Annotated in this window: 23 protein-coding genes and 1 other RNA gene; 10 read left to right on the top strand and 14 right to left on the bottom strand. The window is 44.6% G+C overall.

The window, feature by feature from the left end:
* The first annotated feature begins 14 nt into the window (after positions 1-14).
* Both ACLWBD_RS16055 and ACLWBD_RS16060 read left to right on the top strand, forming a co-directional pair.
* A complete protein-coding gene (locus ACLWBD_RS16055; RefSeq protein WP_063205353.1) occupies positions 15-1,271 on the top strand; it encodes a C1 family peptidase in 1,257 nt (418 codons plus the stop codon).
* On the top strand, positions 1,261-1,662 hold the full coding sequence (locus ACLWBD_RS16060) for a hypothetical protein (RefSeq protein WP_413568973.1): 402 nt from the start codon (positions 1,261-1,263) through the stop codon (positions 1,660-1,662). Before ACLWBD_RS16055 ends, ACLWBD_RS16060 begins: the two co-directional genes overlap by 11 nt.
* Here ACLWBD_RS16060 and ACLWBD_RS16065 read toward each other — a convergent pair.
* The 6 genes from ACLWBD_RS16065 to rnpB all read right to left on the bottom strand — a co-directional run bounded on the left by ACLWBD_RS16065 (position 1,659) and on the right by rnpB (position 10,334).
* The gene (locus ACLWBD_RS16065; protein ID WP_413568974.1) at positions 1,659-3,485 is read right to left on the bottom strand and encodes a M3 family oligoendopeptidase; all 1,827 of its coding nucleotides are present in this window, start codon (positions 3,483-3,485) and stop codon (positions 1,659-1,661) included. The genes ACLWBD_RS16060 and ACLWBD_RS16065 overlap by 4 nt on opposite strands.
* Before the next feature lie 83 nt (positions 3,486-3,568).
* Positions 3,569-5,620, bottom strand: a complete 2,052-nt coding sequence (locus ACLWBD_RS16070) for a phospholipase D-like domain-containing protein (RefSeq protein ID WP_413568976.1) — start codon at positions 5,618-5,620, stop codon at positions 3,569-3,571.
* On the bottom strand, positions 5,617-6,816 hold the full coding sequence (locus tag ACLWBD_RS16075; protein ID WP_413568977.1) for a hypothetical protein: 1,200 nt from the start codon (positions 6,814-6,816) through the stop codon (positions 5,617-5,619). Before ACLWBD_RS16075 ends, ACLWBD_RS16070 begins: the two co-directional genes overlap by 4 nt.
* 9 nt (positions 6,817-6,825) lie before the next feature.
* Complete coding sequence (locus tag ACLWBD_RS16080; protein ID WP_081112135.1) at positions 6,826-8,421, bottom strand: YiiX/YebB-like N1pC/P60 family cysteine hydrolase; 1,596 nt, start codon at positions 8,419-8,421, stop codon at positions 6,826-6,828.
* Between the two features lie 122 nt (positions 8,422-8,543).
* Positions 8,544-9,854: an alpha/beta fold hydrolase gene (locus ACLWBD_RS16085; protein WP_413568979.1), complete on the bottom strand. Its 1,311-nt coding sequence runs from the start codon at positions 9,852-9,854 to the stop codon at positions 8,544-8,546.
* 94 nt (positions 9,855-9,948) lie between these two features.
* An RNA gene (gene rnpB, locus ACLWBD_RS16090) (RNase P RNA component class A) lies at positions 9,949-10,334 on the bottom strand.
* A 98-nt stretch (positions 10,335-10,432) separates the two neighbouring features.
* On the opposite strand from rnpB, the gene ACLWBD_RS16095 reads away from it, so the two are divergent.
* On the top strand, positions 10,433-10,894 hold the full coding sequence (locus ACLWBD_RS16095) for a fibronectin type III domain-containing protein (RefSeq protein WP_063205360.1): 462 nt from the start codon (positions 10,433-10,435) through the stop codon (positions 10,892-10,894).
* 61 nt (positions 10,895-10,955) lie between these two features.
* Here the strand turns inward: ACLWBD_RS16095 and ACLWBD_RS16100 are convergent, their stop codons facing one another.
* Positions 10,956-11,357 (bottom strand): four-helix bundle copper-binding protein, encoded by a 402-nt coding sequence (locus ACLWBD_RS16100; protein WP_063205361.1) that lies wholly within the window; start codon positions 11,355-11,357, stop codon positions 10,956-10,958.
* 218 nt (positions 11,358-11,575) lie between these two features.
* Here ACLWBD_RS16100 and ACLWBD_RS16105 point away from each other — a divergent pair, with 218 nt between their 5' ends.
* The gene (locus ACLWBD_RS16105; protein ID WP_413568982.1) at positions 11,576-13,159 is read left to right on the top strand and encodes an ATP-binding protein; all 1,584 of its coding nucleotides are present in this window, start codon (positions 11,576-11,578) and stop codon (positions 13,157-13,159) included.
* Here the strand turns inward: ACLWBD_RS16105 and ACLWBD_RS16110 are convergent.
* Entirely contained in the window at positions 13,134-13,958 is an 825-nt protein-coding gene (locus ACLWBD_RS16110; protein ID WP_413568984.1) for a Bd3614 family nucleic acid deaminase, read from the bottom strand. The two genes, ACLWBD_RS16105 and ACLWBD_RS16110, sit on opposite strands and share 26 nt — an antisense overlap.
* A gap of 59 nt (positions 13,959-14,017) precedes the next feature.
* Here ACLWBD_RS16110 and ACLWBD_RS16115 point away from each other — a divergent pair, with 59 nt between their 5' ends.
* The 3 genes from ACLWBD_RS16115 (at position 14,018) to ACLWBD_RS16125 (ending at position 17,089) form a co-directional block, all read left to right on the top strand.
* Positions 14,018-14,938, top strand: a complete 921-nt coding sequence (locus ACLWBD_RS16115) for a class I SAM-dependent methyltransferase (RefSeq protein ID WP_413568986.1) — start codon at positions 14,018-14,020, stop codon at positions 14,936-14,938.
* A gap of 183 nt (positions 14,939-15,121) precedes the next feature.
* On the top strand, positions 15,122-16,411 hold the full coding sequence (gene speE / locus ACLWBD_RS16120) for a polyamine aminopropyltransferase (protein ID WP_413568987.1): 1,290 nt from the start codon (positions 15,122-15,124) through the stop codon (positions 16,409-16,411).
* Between the two features lie 57 nt (positions 16,412-16,468).
* Positions 16,469-17,089 carry a superoxide dismutase gene (locus tag ACLWBD_RS16125; protein WP_063205366.1) on the top strand — a complete coding sequence of 207 codons (621 nt, stop codon included), beginning with the start codon at positions 16,469-16,471 and terminating at the stop codon, positions 17,087-17,089.
* 135 nt (positions 17,090-17,224) lie between these two features.
* Here the strand turns inward: ACLWBD_RS16125 and ACLWBD_RS16130 are convergent, their stop codons facing one another.
* From ACLWBD_RS16130 to ACLWBD_RS16140, 3 genes are all read right to left on the bottom strand, one after another.
* Positions 17,225-17,806, bottom strand: a complete 582-nt coding sequence (locus tag ACLWBD_RS16130) for a flavodoxin family protein (protein ID WP_413568988.1) — start codon at positions 17,804-17,806, stop codon at positions 17,225-17,227.
* Between the two features lie 364 nt (positions 17,807-18,170).
* Positions 18,171-18,719, bottom strand: a complete 549-nt coding sequence (locus ACLWBD_RS16135; protein WP_063205369.1) for a BON domain-containing protein — start codon at positions 18,717-18,719, stop codon at positions 18,171-18,173.
* Between the two features lie 33 nt (positions 18,720-18,752).
* On the bottom strand, positions 18,753-19,133 hold the full coding sequence (locus ACLWBD_RS16140; protein WP_063205370.1) for an HPF/RaiA family ribosome-associated protein: 381 nt from the start codon (positions 19,131-19,133) through the stop codon (positions 18,753-18,755).
* A gap of 203 nt (positions 19,134-19,336) precedes the next feature.
* Here ACLWBD_RS16140 and ACLWBD_RS16145 point away from each other — a divergent pair, with 203 nt between their 5' ends.
* Entirely contained in the window at positions 19,337-20,257 is a 921-nt protein-coding gene (locus ACLWBD_RS16145; RefSeq protein WP_063205371.1) for a LysR family transcriptional regulator, read from the top strand.
* Between the two features lie 53 nt (positions 20,258-20,310).
* Here the strand turns inward: ACLWBD_RS16145 and ACLWBD_RS16150 are convergent, their stop codons facing one another.
* Positions 20,311-21,540 carry a M20/M25/M40 family metallo-hydrolase gene (locus tag ACLWBD_RS16150; RefSeq protein ID WP_413568990.1) on the bottom strand — a complete coding sequence of 410 codons (1,230 nt, stop codon included), beginning with the start codon at positions 21,538-21,540 and terminating at the stop codon, positions 20,311-20,313.
* Between the two features lie 109 nt (positions 21,541-21,649).
* On the opposite strand from ACLWBD_RS16150, the gene ACLWBD_RS16155 reads away from it, so the two are divergent.
* Positions 21,650-23,212, top strand: a complete 1,563-nt coding sequence (locus tag ACLWBD_RS16155) for a B12-binding domain-containing radical SAM protein (protein ID WP_063205373.1) — start codon at positions 21,650-21,652, stop codon at positions 23,210-23,212.
* On the opposite strand, the gene ACLWBD_RS16160 is transcribed toward ACLWBD_RS16155, so the two are convergent.
* The gene (locus tag ACLWBD_RS16160) at positions 23,139-23,672 is read right to left on the bottom strand and encodes an anthrone oxygenase family protein (protein WP_413568992.1); all 534 of its coding nucleotides are present in this window, start codon (positions 23,670-23,672) and stop codon (positions 23,139-23,141) included. The two genes, ACLWBD_RS16155 and ACLWBD_RS16160, sit on opposite strands and share 74 nt — an antisense overlap.
* A 61-nt stretch (positions 23,673-23,733) precedes the next feature.
* Complete coding sequence (gene ubiG, locus ACLWBD_RS16165; RefSeq protein WP_253696494.1) at positions 23,734-24,504, bottom strand: bifunctional 2-polyprenyl-6-hydroxyphenol methylase/3-demethylubiquinol 3-O-methyltransferase UbiG; 771 nt, start codon at positions 24,502-24,504, stop codon at positions 23,734-23,736.
* A 121-nt stretch (positions 24,505-24,625) separates the two neighbouring features.
* Between ubiG and ACLWBD_RS16170 the strand changes: the two genes are divergently transcribed.
* Entirely contained in the window at positions 24,626-25,000 is a 375-nt protein-coding gene (locus ACLWBD_RS16170; RefSeq protein WP_063205374.1) for a hypothetical protein, read from the top strand.
* The last annotated feature ends 10 nt before the right edge of the window (positions 25,001-25,010 follow it).

The raw sequence follows: 25,010 nt of genomic DNA on the forward strand, positions 1-25,010 counted from the left end.
CGATGTAATTGGAGATGATTCTACTCGTCTTTATTCAAGCCCTTCTTTTGTCTAGCTTTTCGCACGCTCAAGAGTGTGATCGCGAAGCTGTTCGCGAGCAGATGAAATTCATCGTTCAGAATTACACTTACCGAGACGTCTCTCGTCTCGTTGATATGACGAAGAAAGATCTTCAAGCCTGCAATATCAACAACCGGAACATGGGTGTTTCAGATAACTTCCTAGAGTCACTTAAAACGACTTCCATTCGCGGTGAGATGTCGCGCATAAAAGATGACATCAAAAATTTCTCTGAAAACGGCCGCGTCGAAATGTTTGAAACCGAGTATCGCCTGTATGCAAAACGCGTCGGCCTGAGCCAAGCAGAAACGGACGCCTTTTTAAAACGGTACAAAGAAGAAGGTATTAAATCAGCGGCACGCGAACGAAAGACCTGCACGGGCGTCGACATGAGCAAAGAAATGGGACCTGTGCGAAATCAAGACTCTATTGGTTGGTGTTATGCATTTGCTGGCGCGGATCTAGTCTCATACAGACTTAAAAAGAAAATCTCTGCCGCAGATATGGCGGTCACCTATAACGACGGTATTATCAGTGATATTCAGAAAACTTTTGGATCAACGGCTGAAAAATTTCAGGGTGGTTTCACCGCTTCAGCCATCGATAACGCCGTCCAAAAAGGTTTTTGCTTAGAAAAGGACTTTCCCAGCGAAGACAACTCACGTTCGAACTTGAAGAACACGCTTAAAGAAATTGATTCTTTGGGAAGACAAAAGCTGGGCATCGCTGGAGCGGATTGCGTGCAACTTCACCAAGCCTCACGAGTTCTGTTCCCCAACGTAAAGATAGGTGATCTGCAAAAAGTTCTAAGTGAGAGTTCGTCGCGCAATTTCATTGATAACTTGGCCGACAAAACTTGCAATCCGCGCATCAAAGCAAATTTAGAGACTGAAAACAATATGTATCTCTTCGACAAGAAAGCGATGATTCGCGATCTTGATGAACAGCTGAATAAAAGTAATCCTGTGGCTTTAGGTTACGACGCTTCCAACCTTATGGATCGCCGGGACACTGAAAAAACGCAAATGCATGCCAGTGTGATCGTGGGTCGTCGCTTTAATGAAAAATCCGGACAATGCGAATATCTTCTTAGAAACTCATGGGGCCGAGGTTGCAGCTATGATCCTGCGTATGAGTGTAAAGAAGGCAACATCTGGATTCCTAAAAACGATATTATGCAAAGAGGAAAGTTCTTAGACTATGTTAAGTAGTATCTTATTTATTCTTATCAGTTCTTCTTTCGCACAGTCCGAGCTTCAGTGCGTGGATGGCAGTTTTCGTTCAACAACGAACGGCATCGTCTCAACAAGCAAAGCTCACTACTGTTTTAACTCGGATAAAAATCAGCTTTATTCCAAAGAGTGTAAAGATCTAAAGTGCACCACCGCTTTCAATGATCGAAAATTTTTTAAGTTTTCTGAACTCCACGATGAAAACAGCAACCCGGCATTCAATCTCTGTCGCAAGCTTGACGGCAAGCCTGAGCTTCTGGAGTTCAAGGTCGGCAATGAATGGTTTGCGCTCGATCGCTGTCAATTCAAAGACGGAAGCTTTGTAAGCACTTCCGAGCTGTTGAAATTCTATCTTCAAAAGAAACGCTAGCTAAGCGCTAGCTTTTCAAATGCATTAACTTTGTTCTTTATTACATCAATGGATTTTTGCCAGAACTCGGGACGACGAATGTCTTCGCCTAAATGCTTCTGCACTAAATCTTCCGCTGTCATTCGGCCGGTATCGCGCAAAATCTCGACGTATTTTTTCATAAAGTCTTTACCCAGCTCTTTACGACGAGCATAGATGCTCATCGCAAATAAGTAACCAAACATATACGGGTAGTTATAAAAACTAGTTCCGGCCATAGCGAAATGCAGTTTTGTCGCCCAGAACATCTTGTCATTCGAAGTCAATGTCGGTCCGTACCACTTCGTCCATGCTTCGTCCGTCAATTGCGAAAGCTCATCGGCGTTTAGTGAACGCTTCAAACGCTGTTCATAGAAGTTCTTTTCAAATTCAAAACGCGCTGGAATATTGATTAGGAAACTTGTCGCTCCCTCCACTTCTCCCCACGCGAATTCGATCTTTTCTTCTTTGCTTTGAGCTTCTTCAATCAGAACATCGTGCAAAACTGTTTCTGCAAAAATGCTGGCCGTTTCTGCTAACGTCATAGGGTAACCCGTTTGTGATCTTGGCAAATCACGCATGGCCCAAGAGTGGAAGGCATGGCCCAATTCGTGCGCTAATGTAGAAACATCGCTGTTTGATCCCATGTAAGTCATAAATACACGCGGCTCGCGACGTTTTGCAAATCCTGTGCAGTAAGCTCCATTGCGTTTGTTCGGAAGAACTCGGCCCTCAATCCAACGATTGTCGGCCATCATCTTCACAAAATCCCCCATCTGCGGATCAATCTGCGCAAAGGAATCTTGAATCAGCTGCAAAGCCTCTTCGTAGGAACGCTCTTTCTTGCCACCAGAAACCGGACTTTGCGCTAAAAGATCCCAAGGATCTAAAGCTTTCTTCCCCATCATTTTTGCCATCATCAAAGGAGCTTTGCGAGTCTCGCTGAGATTGTTATGACAAGCAGTCATCAAAGCATCCAAAGTTTTTCTTTCGATACGATTGCTGTGCAATGACGTATCGAGGAAATGCACGGGTTTAGAATAAGATCTTTTCTTATTCACTTCATGGCGCCAACCCGCCAAAGAATTCAAAATGAAAGCCGCAGAATGCTTATGTTCGGCCCACCCGTTTTGAATACTTTGCCACGCTACCCTACGAGTATTTTCGTCGACGTTTCTAGTCAACGAACTGGCATGAGCCAAGCCCACTGTCTCCGTCTTATCGGCCCACTGAAGGTGACAGCGCATAGAACCGCTAAGCTTCGTGTAAAGCTCGCCCCAGGATCTTAAACCCGGATTAGATACCGCTTCTAGCAATGCTTCTTCTGAGTCCGCTAAAAGCGTGTCTGCATTTTTTCTTTCATTCTTCCAGTAAAATTCTGCCGGCTTCAGTTCAGGATGCGCTAATACCTGACTTAAGAAATTTTCCGAACATCGTTTTAAGAAATTATTCACTGGGATCGTAGATTGCCAGAAACGCGAATTCATAGACTGAAGCTCTGAATATTTCCCTTGAGCGACGTCATCCGCAGAGTTGACGGAGAGCGTGCAATTCAGATAAGTGCCCATGTTCATCGAAAGGACGATGGCAGCGTCTCGTTCCAAAAGAATTTTCTGAACCTGCTCACACGTTGATGAAGCAGGATCCGCGTTGTTGTCTAAGGCCTTTGTTAGTGCGTTTTGCACTGATTTGACAAGTTCCTCAAGCAAAGAAACTTTGTTAGCAAAGTTAGCAAACTCCGTTTGAAACTCCGGAGACGTGCACGACGGGTACTCTGATTCGATATTCCAAGCCATTTTTTCCATAGGAAGAAATAGTATCTCAAGGCGTTAAAAAAGAAAACGCCGAAGATATTTCTTCGGCGTCATGGTGATACTTTGAACTAACTCTAACGCTTCTCGATGTCGTCTTTGGCTCGAATCAATTTTGCGCCCACGTCATTCAAGAGGCGACTTAGCTCGGGAGAAAGCTTTTTTCCCATCATTGTTAACTGCAAGGCATCCCCTTCAAAGAAAGGGCCGATCTTTTTATCATCAGACCAATCCTCCTCAAATTCGGATTCGAACTTGCGGATTTCTGCGGTGTCATAAATCTGAGCTCCAAATTCGCGGAAGCTTCCCTGCAATGTATCTGGATTCAGATTGGACGAACCAACTAAAAGGACTTTTCCATCGACCGAGGTGATTTTGCGATGATTTTCCTGGTGGTACTCTTGTTTCGTGCCGTTTGGAAAGTGGGCCTCAATTCCTAGCGTACGACGTGCACGAACTTCGATACCATGATCCATCAATTGACCTAGGAACAATGTATTCGGCAAGCCTCCCATCTTAAAGTTCCCATTGTGGTCGGCCACAATACGGATTTTTAAAGATGGCACTTGAGCTTTACGCTTCATCAAAGCGTCATTGATATATTTGTCATAGATGAATAGATGCTCCATATATATGTGGCTTTGGGCGTTTGCGATCATGTCGATAAGCATGTTGCGCGTATCTTTGATTTTTCCGTCCACATTAGCTTCCGCCAAACGAACATATTGATTTCCCACTGCAGGAAACGCAGTTCGTTTTAGTTTAAACCAAGAAAGAATCTTATCTCGTTGAGGCAGATAAGCCTCGTTCGAAAAGCCCTGTTCTTTAAAGAAGAACCATTTTCTTTCTTTAGGATCTAAGGTCAAAGCCGCTTCCACATCATCATAATATGCAGCTTGCACCATAGCGGCAGCGGGCCCCTTTACGTACAAGGCGTTGTCGAAGTAATATCCGCCACTGTGATCCGTCCAATTCTTTGAACCAAAGTAAGCCTGTGGCGCATCTGATTCCGCATCGATAACAATGACCTTGCTGTGATCAATTTTTGATTCATAGTAAGTGTTGCGTTTTTCCAAGGATTTGAATGTTTCTTCTGTTTTAGGAACAAAGTTTGTCAAACCAAAAGGTATTCCGGGCGGATGTCTTTGGATATTTGCTTGAAGCAAAATAACCGAACCTTTTAAAGCCGGCTCTTGCGCGCGATCTTTAATATACTTAAAGATCGGCATCATCTCATCCTTCATATTATAGTTCGTCGCATAGTCGTGCATGATCAGAACTTTGAAATTGGGATTGGCTTTTTTCTTTTCGATAGTTTGATCTAAAAGAAACTTGGAAAGTGTTCCTCCCATCGTCCCACCGAAAAGGAAAATATTAATAAAAACCGACTCTTTCGACGAGATGATCATGTCGCGAATCTTTGCAAACATCGGATCCTTGAATGAAGGATGCCCTTCATCCTCATTCGATAGAGGCATTTTCATATAAGGCTGGTTAAAATCCAGTTTTCCGCCGGCAAAGATAACCCGATCGTTGAACCATTGAATACGTTCAGGTGAGGTTTCATTATGACTGACGATTTCGACAACGTTTCCTGCAATAAGACCCGTTGATGAAAGGACATAGTCATCCATTTCGGGGAATATCTTGCGAAGATCCTCTGTCAACTCTGTGCTTTGTAAAGACAATGCCGTCTGACTTTTTGTCGCCAGCATTTCTAGCATGGTGCGTGCCTTCGCCTGCGCAGATTTATCCTTTTTAAGTGGATGCTCAGAATAATCACGCAGAAGCTGCATGCGGTACTGAAGCAATGACTGCAGAACACGGTTTTCATTGCTTAAATTCTTTTTAACAAATTTCCAATAAACCAAAGGCAGCAACAAGGATTCTGGAACTTGAGCCTCATAGGCCTTCACAAAAGCACGGGCATTTGTTTGTTCAGCCTTAGGAAGTTTTTGAATCTCCTTTAAAAGAGTTTCGGGTCGGCGACACGCTTCAGCCGAATAGAGAACATCGAAATTCTTCTTATAAAACTCGACAGCAACCAAGCGTTCTTTCAAAGAGACATTTTGAGCCTGCGCTTGCCAGCCTAGAAGAAATGCTAAAGAGACGATGACAGTTTTTTTCATAGAGCACTTCCTTTAAGAACAGATTCAAGATTCAGGAATCGACTGAGCGGCTTTTCACATTTTTTAAGCAACTGGCGTTTTGCATTGGAAAGAGCCGCATCCTGACTCTGGGATGAAGAATCCTGGTTGTGAGAATTGTACTCGACAAGGTCCACGGAACTTTTAGAAAGATCGATTTCGTTCTTTTCCATATCGTAAACAATTTTTTTGAGCGTAAAGCTGACATATTCAGAATACTTTTTCTTTGGCTCAATCATAAATGTCGCCGTTGGGATGGATTTTCCCGCAGCGTCTGACTTATCTGGCATCAGTTCGTAACGGCCCTCGCTGGAGGTCGCTAACAGCCCTGGATAAACCTCTAAATACTCATCCGTCGGAATGATATTTTTCAGGTTGAAGTTCTTATAAAGATCCACCGTATAGAAGACGGGAACGCCGTTCCCGCCCCCTTTGGCCGTCGCAATAAAGTTTTCGCATTGCACAGGCTTATTTAAAGCTTCATTCACTCGATAATAACGGCGATATCGCACATAACCCTTTACGCCCTTTTTCATCGGATTCGGGATTCCCGGTTTCATATCCAGAATCTCAATATAAAGAGTTACGATTCCGCCGATATAGTCAGCGTCTTTTTTAACAGGAATATACACCGAGTTGTTATACATTGATCCGGTGACAGAGGACTTTTCTAAAGTCTCCCACTTCCGACTCAAACTTCCGGTATCGCTTAAGCGAAAAAGCTGATTGCTTGAAAGCTCGGGACCGTAGTCGTCTTTACGATAGGTTTCAGGAACAAACGTAAGATCAATTTGCAGTCCCGTATTCACGATCTTATAAAACTTCATCGTCTTTACGAAGTTTTCGATCATCGACTCTTTCAGGTTCCCCACAACAATCTTAGCCAGCGCTTGCTCTGGAACATCCGCCGAAAGACTTTCGGTCAAGGCTTGTTCCAAAGCTTTTCTAGCCGTCTTAGATAAATAATTCTTATCGCCGTTTGTGTAAAAATCAATTTTCAGCGGATGACGATAAGCTTGTGTCGGCGAATCTCCACCGAAGATTTCTGCGGCCGCTGCAACCCCGGCGTCGGAAGTAAGAGATTTTGTCGCTGCTGGCTCCCGCTTCTCTTTATGAGTACATTGTAGACACAAGAAAGAGGCTCCCGCTAGAAGAGCCCATCGCAAATTATTTCTCATAAACGCATCCTATAGGTTCTGGAATTTTTCAAATTCAGCGTATGATTGATCCGTCGCCTTTAGTAACAAAGACAAAGAGAACGGAAGATCTTTGAAGTAACGTTTTCCGCCGTAGTACATGATAACCGGCTCAAAGACAGGGTTGTTGCCCACTGCGAGCTGGGCGACGTTGTCAGGACTGATCGTGTAGCGTCGAACCATCTCTTCCAATGGCCATTTCACGTCAGCATAAACGACATAGGCAATTTCCGAGCAGACAATACGTTCATGGGTCGCGACGTCGAAATTGAAATCATATTCTTTTCCGATTTGCGCCACCGCTTGCAGAATGGCTTTGCGGCGATAATCGTCTGACATTTTTCGTTTATCGCGAATCACCAAGAAATCATCAATGTTTAAGAAATGCTCCAGAGTGTTGATTTCAACCCCCGGACGTAAAGCTTCAACGATGCGATGACCAGAGCGAATCTTATTCTGAATATTCTTTGGAATTTGATCCCAGACCTGCAATTCACGAAGTTGTTGTTCCGTTCCCAGCCAAATCGCCACGTGACCATAATGTCCCGGAATCATCTTGTCAGTAAGTCGAAACGGGGTTTTTTCCATCAGAATGTCCAAAGGCTTCATCTCTGCCACTAAGGCCTCTTTTTCTGAGGATGGCATGTTGTAAAGATAACCTTTCCGCGTTTCCACTAAGCCAACCATATTGCCAAAACCCATGCTGACTCCGTAAGAGACGGCGCGCACGCCGCGCTTTCCACGAAGAGTCAGTCGGTTCCATAAATTCACAATCGAATCTTTGAAGCTGGAACTGGTTTGTCCGTTTTTAACCGCCAAGTACCAGATGCTTGATTGACTTAAACCGTATAAGAAACTTTCTTCCGAACTTGTTTCGATTCCTTTTGATCGGCGCCAAGCCATGACTTCGTCTACAAACTGAATGGCTTTTTCGACCTGTGTGCGACGTGTGGGAGAAGAATAAGAATCCGCAATCTGCTGAAGAGCGCGTCGCTCATTTGTATCATAGTTCAGAACGTAACGAAGAGCGGAGTTATCATTATAAGGCTGGATCGCAACCAGATAGTTATCTAACAAAAGCAAAGCCGCCGACAGCGCCATTTGAATGCGGAAGAACTGCTGTTCACCTAATTTGTCTGTGGGATCAATTTCAGTTACGGTATAAGTGACAGACTGTCCCTCGTGCGGTCCACGATAAGGACCAGGGCGAGTTTTTGTTTGTGACGAAGTGCCTTTGTATGCGTTTAGCTTCACGCGGTTTTCGCCTAAGAAGAGTTCACCTTCTTTGATCGCCAAATCCATGAGCTTCTTGCGGATCTCAAGATACTTACGACCTTTTTCTCGCAACCACTCGCCTTCTTCACGTGTCAGCGCAACATCAGATTTTTCATTGAGCTTTTTTGCTTCTGCAAATTTCAAAGCTTCTGCGCGAAAGTCCAAAGACTCTGCAACCAGAACTTGAAAATCATAATATTTAGGATCAACGAAGTATTGAGCCGAAGCTGGCGCTCTATTCGATGATTGAAATGAAGAGCACGAGGCCAGAATCAATGAGAATGCCGTAAGAGCAACGACCAATCGACGCATGAAATATTCCTCCATACGTCAAATTTAAATCTTTCTCGGATACATTCCGATGGGAACTTGTTACCCAACACTCTTTCTAGACGTGGGTCTCAGTGCGAAAAGTCACCGTTTTCCGCGTCCACTTAGTTGCTAGTGAAGGCCCAAAACACTTCTTCGGATTCGTTGAACTCTTTAACCAAAAATTTCGGGATTTTTTCTCCCTTAAAAGCAATATGAAAGATTTGAGTTTGAAGAATGTTTTCGGTGTTAACAAGTTGTAAATTTGGATTATGGCCACCGCGCACTTGAATCAAAATTTGTTTCGACGCCTTTGGAACCGTTTTGTAGTGCTTGATCGCCTGTGGTGACGGCGTGGCGCTGTCATCAGATCCTTGAAAGTATGTCACAGGCGACAACAAAGGATAGCGTTCTGCTTTGTAAGTGGACTTTGTCCCGGCACGAAGTTGACGACAGTGGGCTTGCGACTCCGTATCCACAACCGGCGTAAGAACTCCATTCTTATAAGCGTCGGCGGTGCTAGTGTTTGGCAGAGCCAATCCAAGTTCCTGACAGGCAATCATAAAATATGGAATATCATTAGAGATAAAAAGCACATGCGGAGTGTAATTGATAGGCTCAAACATCGAGACCATTTCTTTGATGAACTCTTGATATTTTTTTTCGTCGGCAAAACCCAAAAAACGTTCTTTGATTTTGTTCAACCCATCGTCATACATCATCTGAGTGCGTGCGTAATTTGAAAGCCAGATCGCGGGAACACCGTATTGCGTATGAACTTGATCTAATTTCTGAAGAATCTCCGCCGGTAAAGTTCCCAGCATACGTTGCAAAAGTTTGCGGCGATGAGGCGCATCCCACAATCCCGATTCGCCATCAAAGACGACACCTTCTAAAATAGTCGCGCGGGTCGCTTGCGGAAAAAGCGAAGAATAAATGGTTGCCGGAACTGTGCCATAAGAAATGCCGTAAACGGTCCACTTCGAAATTCCCAAGTGCTGGCGAATTCTTTCGGCATCGCGCGCGACATTTTCAGAAGAATAGAATTCAGGATTTAGATATTGCGCTAAAGTCGCAGGACGAGAACAGCCGATTCCTCGCTGTTCCATAATCAAAACATTGTATGGCATAGCTTGACGGAAAAGCCCCCAGTGAGCCGTTGAGCCCGGGCCACCTGTGAAATACAAAAGCGTTTCTTTGTTAGAGTCGTAAACTCCACCGACAAAATAAGAATAAATGTCAGTCGTACCTAAAGAAGGATTGGAATAATCAAAAGGAACGGTGACGTAGATTCCTTTTTCATGGGCTATCAAGTTAGCGTAAGTCTTTTGACAAAGAGTACGACCGGATTCGTAGTTCGCAGGAGTTGGCAGAGTCAAAGCCGCTTGCGCAGAAAAACCGATAAATAAGAGCGCTAAAAGAATCGTTGTTTTCATGAAGAGCTTTTTAAGTGAAAAAGCCCTATTTCCCAAGGAAAGGCCCTGAAATTAGAAATTTTCTAAAATTTGGTGCCCCTAAGAAGGAAGGCGGGATCACGGTTTTGCTGTAAGCCGGATTCTGTCCCAATCACCAGGTCCCATAATTTGTCCCGATAATCGTAGATGATCATTCCTCTGGGAGTGCTATTACTAACACCCTCAAGCGATCTTACCCGAAAGCTACGGACTGGCCGTCCTACTAATGCTTCCCTATTTGATCTTGCTCCGCGCAGAGTTTGGCTGTTTTCACTCCAGCGACTCCCCAGAAGGCTCCCGTTCCCGCCTTTAGGATCATAGTCCTGGATATTCTTTCTGTTCCACTGTTCCTGACATTACTGTCGAGGGGCGTTACCCCTTGCGCTGCCATTTGGAGTCCGGACTTTCCTCTCTAATTTCAAGAATTTAGAGTATTATTAGAGCGATCATCCGCAAAACCGAAGGGGATTTCTAACACCCCCCAGCAAAAAGCGCAAGAGGGTTTTCATCGCCCCTATTTTATTTTAATTTCTAAGCATCGTTTACAAAAGGACTTTACCATGAAGATCGCTGTATCTCTATTCGCATTCGCTTTGACTCTAGCTCTTACATCTCCGTCTTTGGCGGAAGAAGGCCATGGTGGCGGCGGTCACGGTGGATTGGCTGAAAAAATGAATGCCTTGTTCCCACCAAAACAACCAGTTCCTGCGAAACGAGAAGTTCCAGCGACTCCACAAATCGCTTCACCTGCTTATTTCTCTGAAGTGAAAGCGGATAAAGCGGCTTTGCAATGGAAAGCTGTTGAAGGCGCTTCTGAATACCACGTGCAATTGGCCACAGATCCTAACTTTAAATGGTTGGTCGCTAACGAATACCACGTTAAAGGCACTTCTTTTGAAGCCACAGGTTTGGAAGCTGGTAAACACTACTACTGGAGAGTCGCGGCTGTTGCTGATGCAAACTGGTCTACATTCCGTAAGAGCTTCTTTGCGACTTCTATGTTTGCAACTCCAGCGAAATAGTTTTTTCTACAAAATCTAAAAAAATAAAAAGCCCTTTGTTTCGCAAAGGGCTTTTTTATTTTCACATACGAGCTTGAGTCCCTTCGCTTCTCCCCTGCATCGGCATTCGCACAGTCATACCCGCCATGCCCCGGCAGGATTCAGCACATCGACGACACACTTCCGCACAATTGGCGAAAACTTCGTCGTCCTCGTAGCGTTCACATTCAATGGCACAAGCATCACAAAGTTCAAAAGAAAGCTCGCACGCCTGATGATGAAATTCCGAGTCCGCGATCATCAACTTGGCTGAGATACTGCACGCGTCCGCGCAGAATTGAAGAAGGGCAATATGCTTGCCGGAAAAGGCCGTCCCCTTTTGTTGCAAACAATAATGAAGAGTTTCAGTACACACTCTAACACTGGCTAAGCAGTTATTAATACACTTGGCCGTGTCGCTATCTTGGATTTGATTCATAGCCATATCGACCTCCTTTTTTCTATTTTCCCTCTGATACGGAAACGAAGAAAGGAATCCGAAGGATTTTGTCAGTTTTCATTCACATCAAAAGTCCATTGTCATTCAGCATGTGTAAGGCCACAGATGAAATTTACGAAATCGCCAAGTGAAATTACAAAACTTTAATTCCCAGGCGATTTTGTAATTTTATTAAGCAGTGTCAAAGCCAGTAGACTTGTCACATGACCAATCAAGTCTATGACGCTTTACTAAATTCAAACGCGGTGATCGAGTTCGACGCTCACGGATTTATCCTTTGGGCAAATCGCAATTACTTGAACATCATGGGATACGAATTAGAAGAAATCGTAGGCCAACACCACTCTATGTTCTTGCCTGAAAACTCGCAGCACGAACTTTCTTATCAACAAATGTGGTATCAACTTGCTCAAGGGCAAACGCAGATCGGTGAATTCAAACGGGTCACAAAAACTAAAAAAGAGGTTTGGATCCAGGGCTCTTACACACCGGTTCGTCATCCTAACGGTCAAGTGATGAAGATCATCAAAATGGTGATCGACATCACCGAGAAAAAACGCCTGGCCGAAAACTTAGAGAAGAAAAATAAAGAACTCGCTTCAACGGCCGAAAAAGCCAAAGCGGCGACCTATGCTAAGTCCGTTTTTCTGGCGAACATGAGCCATGAGATTCGTACGCCATTAAACTCGATCATCGGGATCACAGATACTTTGGCCGAAACGAAGTTGGATAACCAACAAGCTTCCTTCGTTGAGATCCTTCAGCGCGCGAACAATCAGCTGATGACAATCATCAACGACGTTTTGGATCTTTCCAAAGTGGAAGCTGGCGAAATGGAACTAAAGATGCTGCCATTCCATTTGCAGAAGCTTTTGGATGATCTCACTTCCGTCTTAGGATTCCGTGCAAAAGAAAAGGGCCTGAGGCTAAGCATTGAAGTCGATCCCGACGTGGATTCTTTCTACATTGGGGACGCGGACCGTCTTCGCCAAGTGCTTATGAATCTTTTAAATAACGCCATCAAGTTCACACACGGTGGAGAAATCTCGTTGCGGGTGACTCGCAACCGCACTTCTCGTCCCGGAAACGTTCTTTTCTGCGTAGCGGATACGGGCATTGGAATTTCGCGATCTAAATTCAAAGATATTTTCCAACCATTCACACAGGCCGACCCGACCACCACTCGTCGATACGGAGGGACCGGGCTAGGTCTTTCGATTACGAAAAACATTGTCGAAATGATGCAAGGACAAATCTGGCTTGAAAGTGAAGTGGGTATGGGAAGCGTGTTCTACTTCACTGCGACGCTAAAACCGACTTTGGAAAAGCTCAATAACTTTGCGCAGCTTCCGCAAAAAAGAAAAAAAGAAGATCTTAGAAATAGTTTAACTAAAGAACGCTTAAAAATTCTGATCGTCGATGATGTTGATGATAATCGTGCCTTGTTCGGGATCTATTTACAGAACACGATACATTCTATTTCTTATGCAGAAAGCGGCGTCGAAGCAGTTCAGTTGGTTGAAAAAGAACATTTCGACATTATCTTTATGGACGTTCAGATGCCCGAAATGGACGGCTATGAAGCCACTCGCCGCATTCGCGCAATGGAAAGAGAGATGAATCGTCCCGTTACGAAAATCTTTGCTTGTACCGCGAATGCCTTCGCTGAAGACGTTCAAAAAAGTTTGCAAGCCGGATGCGATAAACATTTGTCCAAACCGATCCGCAAAGACACTTTGCTGAAAACAATTCTTGCGACTTTTACAGAGCAGGAAATGGCTTATTAAGGCTCATCTTATCCAAAATGGTCTCTCTGGATAATGAGCCTTTTTCTTCGACCGTATAATAAACCCGCAAGGACGCGGGGTCTTCACTCCAGTGATAAATCATTCCCGCACACATTTTACAGGGCTTATGAGTCGAATACAGAATGGCGTGTGCCGGGATTTTCGTAGCCCTTCTTCGATAAAAACCCTGTAACAGGTTCACTTCGGCATGCAGGGTTTTATTTTTCGAGTTTGCATTCACTCCAAAACTTAAAAGGTGGCCTTCCGCATCGACGAGAACAGCGGCAATATCCCGGTCATAGTCGTGCAGGATTTCTCCGCGGGGTACCTGTGATGCTAAGGAAAGGGCGGTTTGCCTTAAGGCTATTAAGTTCTCATTCAATGCGCATTCCGCAAACAGACTTTGAGATCGCTTAAACACCGGTTCTGGCAAGTGGGTCGAAGGCCATACGTTCACTTCGGCTGGACCGATTTCAGAAAACTGCGACTGGACATCCAGGCAGTGGTTGCGCGGGATGATTAAGTCGGTCGCCCTTTTAGCAACAACCTTAATCATTCCACGGCACATTTCCGTGAGCGGGGCCGTCGTAAAAATGCGGTTTCTAAGAATGAAGAAGCTGTGATCGACAAAGCGATCGAAGAGGCCCTGAAGAAGCTTAACCACTGCCGATGAAGGCGTGACCGCGTCCTGACAGTAGTGCGCAAAATAAACATGACCATCGTGCTCGACAAAAGCGAGTTCGAAGCCGGGTTTTTTAAGTAAAAATGCTAGGTGTTCTGCCCGATTTTGCGCCAACATAAAGAATTGGTACCATAAAGACGTATTTTTGTCTAAAACCGCCGTACAGGAATCACGCCATGGATATGATCAAGAACCGTCTAGAAAAGAACTACAAAAAGCTGAAAAGCTGGGCCGATCGCAACAAAATCGAGGCTTTTCGTCTTTATGATCGTGATATTCCTGAGTACCCTTTTATCGTCGATATCTACAAAGACTTCTACGTGATCTATGACAAAAGCGATGCGGTTCGCGATAAAGACAAAAATCATCTTCCCCACGTCACAGAAGCCTTAAAGGCTCTTTTTAAAAGCGATGACGAGCATATGGTCATCAAAAAGCGCGAACGTCAGGAAGGCCTTAAGCAATACGAAAAGTTAAGTGAAAAAAGTCAGACTTTTACGGTGCAAGAAAGCCAAGCTGTTCTCAAAGTGAACCTTTATGACTATTTGGACACCGGGCTTTTCCTAGATCACCGCCCTATGCGCCAAAAGGTCTTTAAAACCGCTAAAGACAAAAAGTTTTTGAATCTGTTTTGTTATACAGGGTCGGTCAGTGTTTTTGCCGCCCTTGCGGGCGCCAGAACCACCAGTGTCGACATGTCGCAAACGTATCTGCGCTGGGCTCAAGAGAACTTTAGTTTGAATAAGCTCAATCCCGAAGATCACACGTTTGTGAATGCTGATGTTTTGGAATGGCTGCGCCTGAACCAAAACAACCCTATGTACGACATGATCTTCTTGGATCCGCCAACATTTTCAAACTCCAAAAAAATGGAAGACACTTTTGAGGTGGAGAGAGATCAAGATTTTCTGGTCAATGCCTGCATGAGCCTTCTTTTGCCAGGTGGAGTCCTTTATTTTTCCAACAACAAAAGAAAGTTTAAACTGTCAGAGCAAATTCAGGCCAAATACACCGTGAAAGATTTGACCGAAGAATCCATCCCCCAAGACTTCCACGATAAAAAAATCCACAACTGCTTCGAGATAAAACACAAATAAAACACAATTTTCCTGTCGAAAACCGCTCTGGGCGCAGTTCAGAGCGGACACTGCTTTAGAGCAGAATATCTAGGTTTGACCGCCGTAAATTCTCTGAAGAAAATTCTTGCATGGGGGGTCAAAAGGACCTAGAACCCCCCTTTTCCAAACAAAAATACCAAGTTTCCCTGGGAGGGCACGGAATTGAAAGCTTTAGGTCGCCATATTTTAGTTGAGTTCAGTGGTTGTAACGCCGAGGTTTTGAACGATGTATCGATCATCGAAAAAAGTATGATTGATGCCGCTCAAATTGCTGGAGCTACGGTTATTAATTCGACCTTTCACCATTTCTCTCCCTGGGGTGTGAGTGGTGTGGTGGTGATCCAAGAAAGTCATTTGGCCATCCACACATGGCCTGAATACAGATATGCCGCTGTCGATCTTTTCACATGCGGTGACTCTGTAGACCCTTGGGTTTCTTTTGAGCACTTGAAAAAAGCTTTCCAGGCAAATTACTCGGCGATTGAAATGAACCGTGGTTCTTTGCACGTGATCCAAAAATCAGATTTCCAACCGAAGCACTTGCGCACAGAGCCTTCCTTCGATTTGAAAAAAGGTTTCCAAATCGAACGCAACGTTTGGTTCACAGATAAAGATGAAAACCAGGCTTTGTCTTTGCGCTACACAGGGGATGTGCTATTCGACGAAACAAATCCGTTCCAACGCGTTCGCGTTTTGGATTCTTATTCTCATGGCAAATTCCTGGCTATCAACAACATGGTGATGTGCACAGAGCGTGATGAGTTCCACTATCACGAGATGATTTCTCACCCTGTGATGCAAGCTCACGGAAACGCGAAAAATATTCTAGTCATCGGCGGTGGTGACGGCGGAACGATCCGTGAACTTTTCAAATATGATCAAATTGAAAAAGTAACGATGGTCGAAATCGACGAAGCTGTTGTGCGTGCTTCTAAACAACATCTTCCAAAAATCGCGTCTGAATTCGGTAATCCGAAATTGAATCTTATTATCGGTGACGGCATTCAATTTGTGAAAGACGCGGCAGCAAACTCTTACGATGTGATCATCGTTGACGGTTCGGACCCCGTAGGTCCAGCAAAAGGTCTTTTCACGGCCGATTTCTATAACAACTGCAAAAACGCATTAAAAGAAGGCGGCATCATCATCACACAAGGTGAATCGCCCATGTTCCATGAAGGCACTTTCGTTGAATTGAATTCGTGCTTAAAAGGCATTTTTGGAAAATCCAACGTCCACACGATGCTTTTCCACGCCACAACGTACCCATCAGGAATGTGGAGCTTGCAAGTCGGTGTAAAAGGAAACTATCACCCTGCGAAAGACTTCAACAAAGACAAAGCGCGCCAATTCTCTTCAGCCAAAGGTCTTAAATACTACAATGAAGAGCTGCACTCTGCTGCGTTCACTTTGCCAACCTTCGTCAGAACGATGCTTGGCGAAAATGCTTAATTAATAGACCGCCTCCTGTTTTCATTATACTTTCATTAGACAACAGGAGGCGTATTAATGTTCAAACTTCCAACACTTCCCTACGCAAAAACTGAATTAGCTCCTTTGTTCAATGAAGAACAAATGAACTATCACTACGACAAACATCACAAAGCTTATTTGGACAACTTGAATAAGATGATGGAAACCGATGCTTCGTTGAAAGGTAAATCTCTTGAAGAGATCGTACTTTCATCTTCTGGCGGCGTATTTAACAACGCAGCTCAGGGCTGGAACCACACATTCTATTGGTTCAACATGGCTCCGCAAGGCAAAGGCGGACAACCTTCTGCAGATCTTGATGCCGCAATCAAACGCGACTTCGGTTCTATGGATGAGTTGAAAGCAAAATTCGTTGATGGCGGTATGAAGACTTTCGGTTCAGGCTGGATCTGGCTCTGCACAGATGCTTCTGGCAAATTGAGCCTAGTATCAACTTCAAACGCACAAGTTCCATTCACAAACAACGGCCCAACTCCATTGATGGTTGCTGACGTTTGGGAACACGCGTACTACGTTGATTACCGCAATCTTCGTCAAAAATACCTTGAGACTTTCTGGAATCAAATCAACTGGAACTTCGTTTCAGAAAACTATGCTTCCAAAAAAGTTCGCGATTTGACGAAATCAATGACGTAGTTTTTTTGCAAAAAAGGAAACTAAAAAAGGCTGCCTAGCGCAGCCTTTTTTTTAGAAGTGCCTGCTTCTTTTTTGTCCTGCGAAGCACAATAAGTAAGGCTGCTTCTCTTCCCTCGAAACAAAAAACCAAGCAATCTAGTTTTTCAGCCAGATCCGACGAGGATCCTTTTTGTCGACCGGCCAAGTTTCCCAATCCACACGATAATCGCAAGCCTTCACCAGATTCGAAAGAATAAGAAGCGCATCTTCTTTCTGCCAGAAATCATCACGATGCGAAGACTTCGAACGAAGCGCCACCTCAGAAACCAAAGAATAAACCATCCCACTCATAGGCGGAATCAAAAGCCCCATAGTCGATAACACCCCTTGAAGACGAGAAAGCACCGACTTCCCACCCACAGAATGCATCAACACAAAAACCGCACAGGGCTTCCCCATCAAAGAAGAAGTCCCCTCAAGCTCCGTCATCTCCTCAAGCAATTTCTGCAAAGGACTCCCCCAAGAATCCCAATAAGTCCCCGTAACAAAAACAAATCCATCGGCCGCAGAAATCTTCTTCTTCAAAGAAGCCCCATAAGAAGTCGTCTTTAAATGCACAACTTCCACAGAACAATCCACACCCAATTTCTTAAAACACTTCAAAATCCAAGAACCCCACCGAGCACAATTCCCACCATCCCCAGCCGGACTCCCATTAAAAACCAAAATCTTTTTCATACAAAAAGTATCCCGACTTTACGAACAAACATCAAAAACAAAAAACGCGGCAAAGCCGCCCAAAAAAAAGCCGCCGTCTGTAGCCCTTCTTATTTTTCTTATATCGAAGGAAATTTCTTTTAGGCAGTGGATTGGGTGCTAGCCCGAAGGTCGGCCTTCGGTGGCGCCACGACGGCGCGAACCGAGGCAAAGCCTCGGCACCGACTGAGCCCGGATGGCGTGCCGACCGAAGAGGCCAGCACCCAATCCACTGCCTAAAAGAAATTTCCGTCTTCGAGCGTAAGAAAAAAAGAAGGGCGCCACAGAAAGGGCGCCCGTATGGAGGGATGGGAAAAGGACCGCAATTATGTTGTTTCTCTCATCATCAAGAAACCTCCTTCAGAGTTGCCTCAAAATCTGTTCCGGGGTTGTGGAACAGCGGTTGGTATTCATCAGTAGTAAGAGGAGCTCGGCGAGGTGGGTCTTTAATTTCGATGAAATTAATGACGTCCTTCACCCCGGAGAGCTCCCAAGCTGAGGCATCGGCCATCGCTTTCAGTCGAGGACGGAACACTTCGCCGTAAAGTTTTACGACTCCGTTCATCACATCGATTTCGATATGCTCTCCATCGATCTTGATCATTTCCATCAACTCGGACATCAGGATTTCCGTAATCTCGTCATCCGTCCTATGAAAATCTACTGGAACTACAATTCGATCTTCCACGGCCCAAACGCCTTCGGTGTCAGAGATCGCTTCCAGTGCCGCATTCTTTTTGTATGAGGTATCAACGCAGCCACTGACAATGACTACACCTCCACGGACGACGATATCGAGGTCAGCTTCACTTACTCTCTTATCCCATTTAATTCGTTCACGTAGTTTTTGAGCTAGTTCGCAATCTTCATGGTTTTTCTTAAGAAGAGTATTCATAAGCTGCTCCTTCTGTCTCAGTTCAAATTTCCATTAAGCCACACCGTCTTCCCATGATTCCGGCTGATAGTTCAAAGCCGGGTCACGACGACGGTGCTGAGATTTCAAAGAGGACTGTTTACTTAAGATTACTTTCAAAGCGTCTACGGTGTTAGCTACACATCGCTTAAAGTTCTCATCTGTTTTACGTACTTTTATGACGTTACGGATGTAAGAGGCTTTAAGGATGACCTCACAGATATAGCTGGGCTTACGAGTCTGCGATCGATGTCGATCTGTTTCCACTCGCACTGTGAGATGAGCACCACTATCGTATTTAAAGAAGTCTTCGACTGTACCTTCCACCTTTTCCAACAAATAAGCTTCTAGGTTTTCAGTCTTAGTGATGTCTCTGTAGTAGATGTCTGTTTGCATATCTACCTCCTTCTGCCTTTATTATCGCTAACAACCATGATTTCTTTAAATATATAATTTGGATGACTTAGTTAGTTTAAAACTATATATTTGCAGTACTGCAAAATGGATATTTGAGGGAGTTTCAACACTTACAGAGGCACGTCGTAAAACCAGTTCCAAAACGGCGCCAAGAAATCGTTGTCATCCGGGGGTCCAGTTTTATGTTCAACTACAACCATCTTTATTACTTTTATGTAACAGCTCGTCTGGGTGGCGTCAGTAACGCTGCTAAGTACTTACATATCAGTCAGCCTTCCCTGAGTTCTCAGTTAAAAGTGTTTGAATCTGCCATTGATCAAAAGTTATTCGAAAAAAAAGGTCGCAACTTACAGCTCACTCCTGAAGGAGAAAAAGCTTACGCTTATTCAAAAAAGATATTCGACATCGCCAACGAGTTTGCTGAAAGTCTGCGCTCGCCGACGGAAAAACAAAGTCAGAAAATTCGCATTGGTGTCACTGATCAGGTCGAGCGTCCATTTATCGCAGACCTGTTAAGCCCTTTGATTCGAGAAAAAAGACGAAATATTGAAAAAACTTTTTTCGTCAGCTCAGCCCCCTCTGAAATTTTAGTGAATCAATTGCGCAGTGAAGAAATAGATTTGGTTTTAACAAATAAACCTATTTACGCTGAAGATGTGAAAGAACTTGCGTCCGCAAACATGCCCGTCAATTTAATGGTCTCAAGTAAAAATTTGAAAGACATGAAAATCCGCATTTCAAGAAACACTTCTGCGCTGGATTTTTTAAATGCCGTTCCCTGGGGACTGATTATTCCCTCTTACAAAATGAAACTACGCCACGAAACAGATCTCTACTTTCAAGAGATCAAAGGGCGAAAAAAAGTAGTTCTTGAAAGCGATATCATCTCTGTTGTTGGAAGAGCCATCGTGGATGGCGCCGGAGTAGGCTTCATGCCCGTGCCTTATCTCTTGGACGAAGTGAATAACGGGACAATCACTTTGCTAGGGCCCAAGGCAGGTTATTGGAAGCACAGCCTTTACCTTCTGGGTCGCAAAGACGATCATTATGATGATACTGTCGAAGAAGTGAAAAACAGCATTAAGCGGCTGGAAAAATATTAAAGGCACAAAGGAAAACCCTTGTGCCTTTAAGCCATTTTCGATTTTTGAATAGTTTAGTAAGGTTGGCGAGCTTGGCTATTCGCCAAATCCATCGCCATCACCAAAGCAATTTTCGTATATACAGCTGAATGCTTAAAGTTGGAGGCAGGAGAAATTACATCCTTTGCCGTGTGGATGTTCTGGTTGCTATTTCTAAACGTCGCCTCAAATGGCATCAATGCTGGATACCCTTGACGATTCCAAGAAGCATGGTCACTGCAACCATATCCACACTTGTCGTCAACCACGCGCGCATGCAGATAAGTTTCGTTCATCGCCTTTAGATAATCGCGAAGCCAAGCACTTGTGAAATCCGTCATACTTCCAATTACAAGTTCGCCCGAGCCTGGGAATAAGGTCATGTCCAGTTGAAGAACGGCCACGACGTCTTTCTTTTCAGCTTTATATTGTTTTGCAATCTCTGCTGATCCCAAAAGGCCAGACTCTTCGCCCGCATACCAGAAGATTTCGACGGTGCGCTTAGACTGTTCTTTATTCATCAAAATACGTAAGGCTTCGATCAAATTCGCCGAACCAGAAGCATTGTCGTCAGCTCCAGGAGCGGCTTTATCTCCGCCCCACGATTGATTGATTGAATCAAGATGTCCACCAAGAACAACGATCTCGTTCGGTCTTTCAGAACCAGGCAAACGCACACGAATTGAATTTTGTTTTGTCGAAGTGTGACCGATGATGGAGATCTCATAAGGGATGGTCGCATTTCCTAGCATCGCTTCCAAACGCTGCTTCATTTCATCGACGTGGCGGTTCGGCTGAGGATCCCGATTATTTCTGTTCGGAAAAGAAGAAAGCCATGTCACATAACTGCGAAGGTTGCTTTCGCTGACTTCCGTCAATGCGGCTTCAATCCTTGCGTCTTTAGTCAGTGAAAGAATTTTGAAAGGAGCACGTTCGTAAAGCTCATTTTTTTCCTGAATGTCGGCCAAGCTTTGCAACATTTTATCAAAGCCTTTGGAATGCAACATCACATCCTGGCTAAGATCTTCAAAGCCACCGCACTTACCCACCTGGTGAGCACGCTCTTGAATTCTTTGCTGCATGAGAGGAGTAACAATCGCATAACCCACCTCAATACGCTCATCCTTGGCTAAAACCGGGATGTTCAAAGCTCTTAGGTCTTTCAGATCTGCGAGGATAGGCTTGGTTTCGAAGCTTTCAAGAGGCGCAACATGGGCCGAGGCCGTCGCTGCGACGAATAAAAGTGCCATCGTGGCAGTTTTCATAATTCAATCCTTTGAAAAATAAATTACCGTCACGTAATCGTATCGAATTTGTCCTCAGGTTGGCAAAGACAATTCGCTTATTTTTTCAACATGCAGTAAGGTGCGCCCTATGAATAAAGACATTTTGTTGGTTACACTGAACTCAAGTTACCCCCATAGTTCCTTTGGTTTGCGCTACTTGATGGCGAATCTGGGTGATCTGCAAGACCGTGCACAGATCATGGAGTTCACCATTCAAAAAGATCCACGCGATATCGCCGAGGCATTGCTGCGTCAAAATGCGAAGATCATCGGCCTTGGCGTTTATATCTGGAACGCCCAAGAATCTTTAGAGCTTGTCTCGTTGTTGAAACGAATCAGCCCCGACACCATCGTGGTTCTGGGTGGACCCGAAGTCAGTCACGAATCAGAATCTCAGAAAATCTGTCAGATTGCGGACTTCACCATCAAGGGTGAAGCGGACTTTCTTTTCTATGAGTTCTGCAAAAACGCTTTAGATAATGGAATTCTGCCAGAGACAAAATTCATCTCTGGTGCTCTTCCAGATATCAAAAAGATCAAATCCCCATATGAACTCTACACTGACGAGGATATTCAGAACCGCGTGATCTATGTGGAAGTTTCACGCGGTTGTCCTTATCGGTGCGAATACTGCCTTTCTTCTCTCGACAAAGCCGTGCGCAGTTTTGAACTGACAGATTTTCTTTCGGAGATGCAAAAGCTTTTAGATCGTGGCGCTCGTCAATTTAAGTTCATTGACCGCACGTTCAATTTAAGCCCCACGACTTGTACGACGATTCTGCAATTCTTTTTGGATCGCATTGATTTAGGCTTGTTCTTGCACTTTGAAATGGTGCCAGATCGTCTGCCATTAGAAATCCGCGACCTTATTAAAAAATTTCCTCCAGGAGCACTTCAGTTTGAGATCGGTATTCAAACTTGGAATCCTGAAGTCGCCCGCTTAGTAAGCCGTCGCAATGACTATGAAAAAGTAAAAGACAATTTCCGCTTTCTGGCGGAAGAAACAGGCGTTCACACGCACGCGGATCTCATCGCGGGGCTACCTGGGGAAGACCTTGAAAGCTTCGCAAAAGGTTTTGATATTCTAGCCTCTTTAAGACCTCATGAAATTCAGGTAGGTATTTTAAAACGCTTAAAGGGAGCTCCGATTGCCCGTCACGATAAAGAGTGGCAAATGGTCTATGCGGACCACCCTCCCTTCCAAATCCTACGTACAAAAAGTATGAACTTCGATACTTTGCAGGTGATGAATCGTTTCGCCAAGTACTGGGATCTTTATGCTAACAGCGGAAGCTTTAAAAACTTCGTCAATGTCCTTCGCGAGAAAGCGCAGGCTCGAGAAGACAAATCCTTTTTCTGGCAGTTCTTTGAATTTAATACGTTTCTTACGCAACGATATGCGCAGTCTTTTGGTATTTCTCAGCTCAGTTTGTTTGAGTCCGCTTACGTCTATCTGAAAGATGAACTTCAATGGCCTGCAGAAGAAGCTAAAGCCTTGATTATGGAGGACTATTCTTTAACTGGTAAGACAGATTTGCCGAAGTTCTTAAAGGAGAATGTGCTAAAAAAGACCGGAACTAAAGAGGCGACCTCTGCCATTCCGAAGAGACAACAAAGACACTTGGCTGGGAAGACAGAGACCGTTTCATAAAGAAGCTGGATGCCAGAAGCAGTCCAAAGCCTGAAACGAGTAAAGCGCAACGAATATACATAAACCTCAGCCACTGTGAACGCACCTCCACCCAATCCGACGGAGGTGCGAGCATCTGCCACGAATGAACCGCGCGGTTTAAAGGTAAATTCCCCGTCCAAGTCATCAATAACTCGTCAAGCACGCAAATCAGCGCAAACAAAACTAAAAGAAACTCTAAAGACTTCCAGTCGTGACGAATCAAATACAGATTAGCAGCGATGATGAGGGTCACCAGAAAATAAAGAAATGGATTCCACGCCGTGAATGCGGGATCCAAATTTTGATGAAGCTCGATATACGCAGCTGCAGAGAGTTTCTCCATGGCGGGCCCCATTCCCAGCACAAAAGCAAAAGAGCTTCCCGCCATCAGGCCCACCAGCATAAGACTGGTATATCGCAAAAATCCCGAAACGTTCATGCGACACCTATAAACTTCGTGTCAAAGTGTCACAAGTTTCTTTTTTGAAATTAAGAAGTCTTTAATGCTCACGCATCTTCTTGGCGTATCCCGTGTAAGCGATAAGCGGGAGCTTTGTAAATTTGAAACGAAAATCTTTCGGGACAACACCCGTGCGAATAAGCTCAAGCATCGCTTTCTGCGCGAAGACGGGACGTATTCCGCGAATTTGCATAACTTCCAACCCGCTTTCATCTGCCCACTCCCTCATTTGTTCTGGGTCGATAAATAAAGAATACACGTGATAGTCCTTTGGTGTGTTCTTTACAAACCACTCCATGCCCTTAATAACCACCAGCCATGCCAAGGGATTCTTTGCGAACGTATTAAAAAAGAAGAGCCCCCCCGGACGCAGTACGCGGGTCGCTTCCGCGATCACTCGCTGCGGGTCCGACACGTGTTCAAGAAGGTCCATTGCACAGACGACATCGAAACTTTCCTTCGCAAAAGGCACCGAATACACGTCTCCTTGTTGGTAACGGACGGTGTGAGTGACGTCGCGGTCCGCCGCCACCTTCAGACTGGATGTCGAGAGATCAATGCCTTGCACGGAATGCCCTGCCAGAGCCAAGTCATTAGAAAGAAAGCCAGCTCCGCAACCCATATCCAAGATCTCGGCGCGATAACCGATGTTGCGACGAATTTCTTCCAATATCCAAGGCATTTCCACTTTGTGTTGGTTACGCAGTAAAGCGATGGGATCATCTTGCGCCTCATACCAGCGCTCCGCTAAATGATCATAGGCTTCGTTATTGACGATCTCTTTATCGAATTTTGCGAGATCCATGTCCATGCAAGCTCCTCTCGTTGCTTTCAAGCTATCAAAGGGCGCAACTTCCGGGGGAGTGTTGGCGAAGTCCAGTGGTAAGAATCACAGGGTTGCCCCGGATTAAAATTCATATAAGATCACATATATGAGTGAATACTTTGAGATCGCCGTTCGATGGGCTTTTGCTATGCAGATGGTCTTTTGGGGACTGAACGGATTCTTTCACTGGATAAAAATTCCACCGGCAAGCCCGGTAATAGATCAGTTCGTCTTAGCCTGTATCGAAACAAAATTCATCATGCCCTCTGTAAAGCTCATTGAAATTATCTTTGGCATTTTCCTTATCATTAATTTTGCTGTTCCACTAAGTTTGGCCGCTTTTGCTCCCTTGCTTTTCGTAATTACCGGTTTGCACTTGTTTCACAATACGAAACCCTGGGGCGTTCTTTTCTGTTATACGCTTCCGTATTGTATATTGGTGACGTTGCATAGCGGGTCATTATTACGACTTGTTCACTAAACCTTTCGTA

Source organism: Bdellovibrio sp. HCB117 (genome assembly GCF_047305915.1).
GTDB classification, from domain to species: Bacteria; Bdellovibrionota; Bdellovibrionia; order Bdellovibrionales; family Bdellovibrionaceae; genus Bdellovibrio; species Bdellovibrio bacteriovorus_B.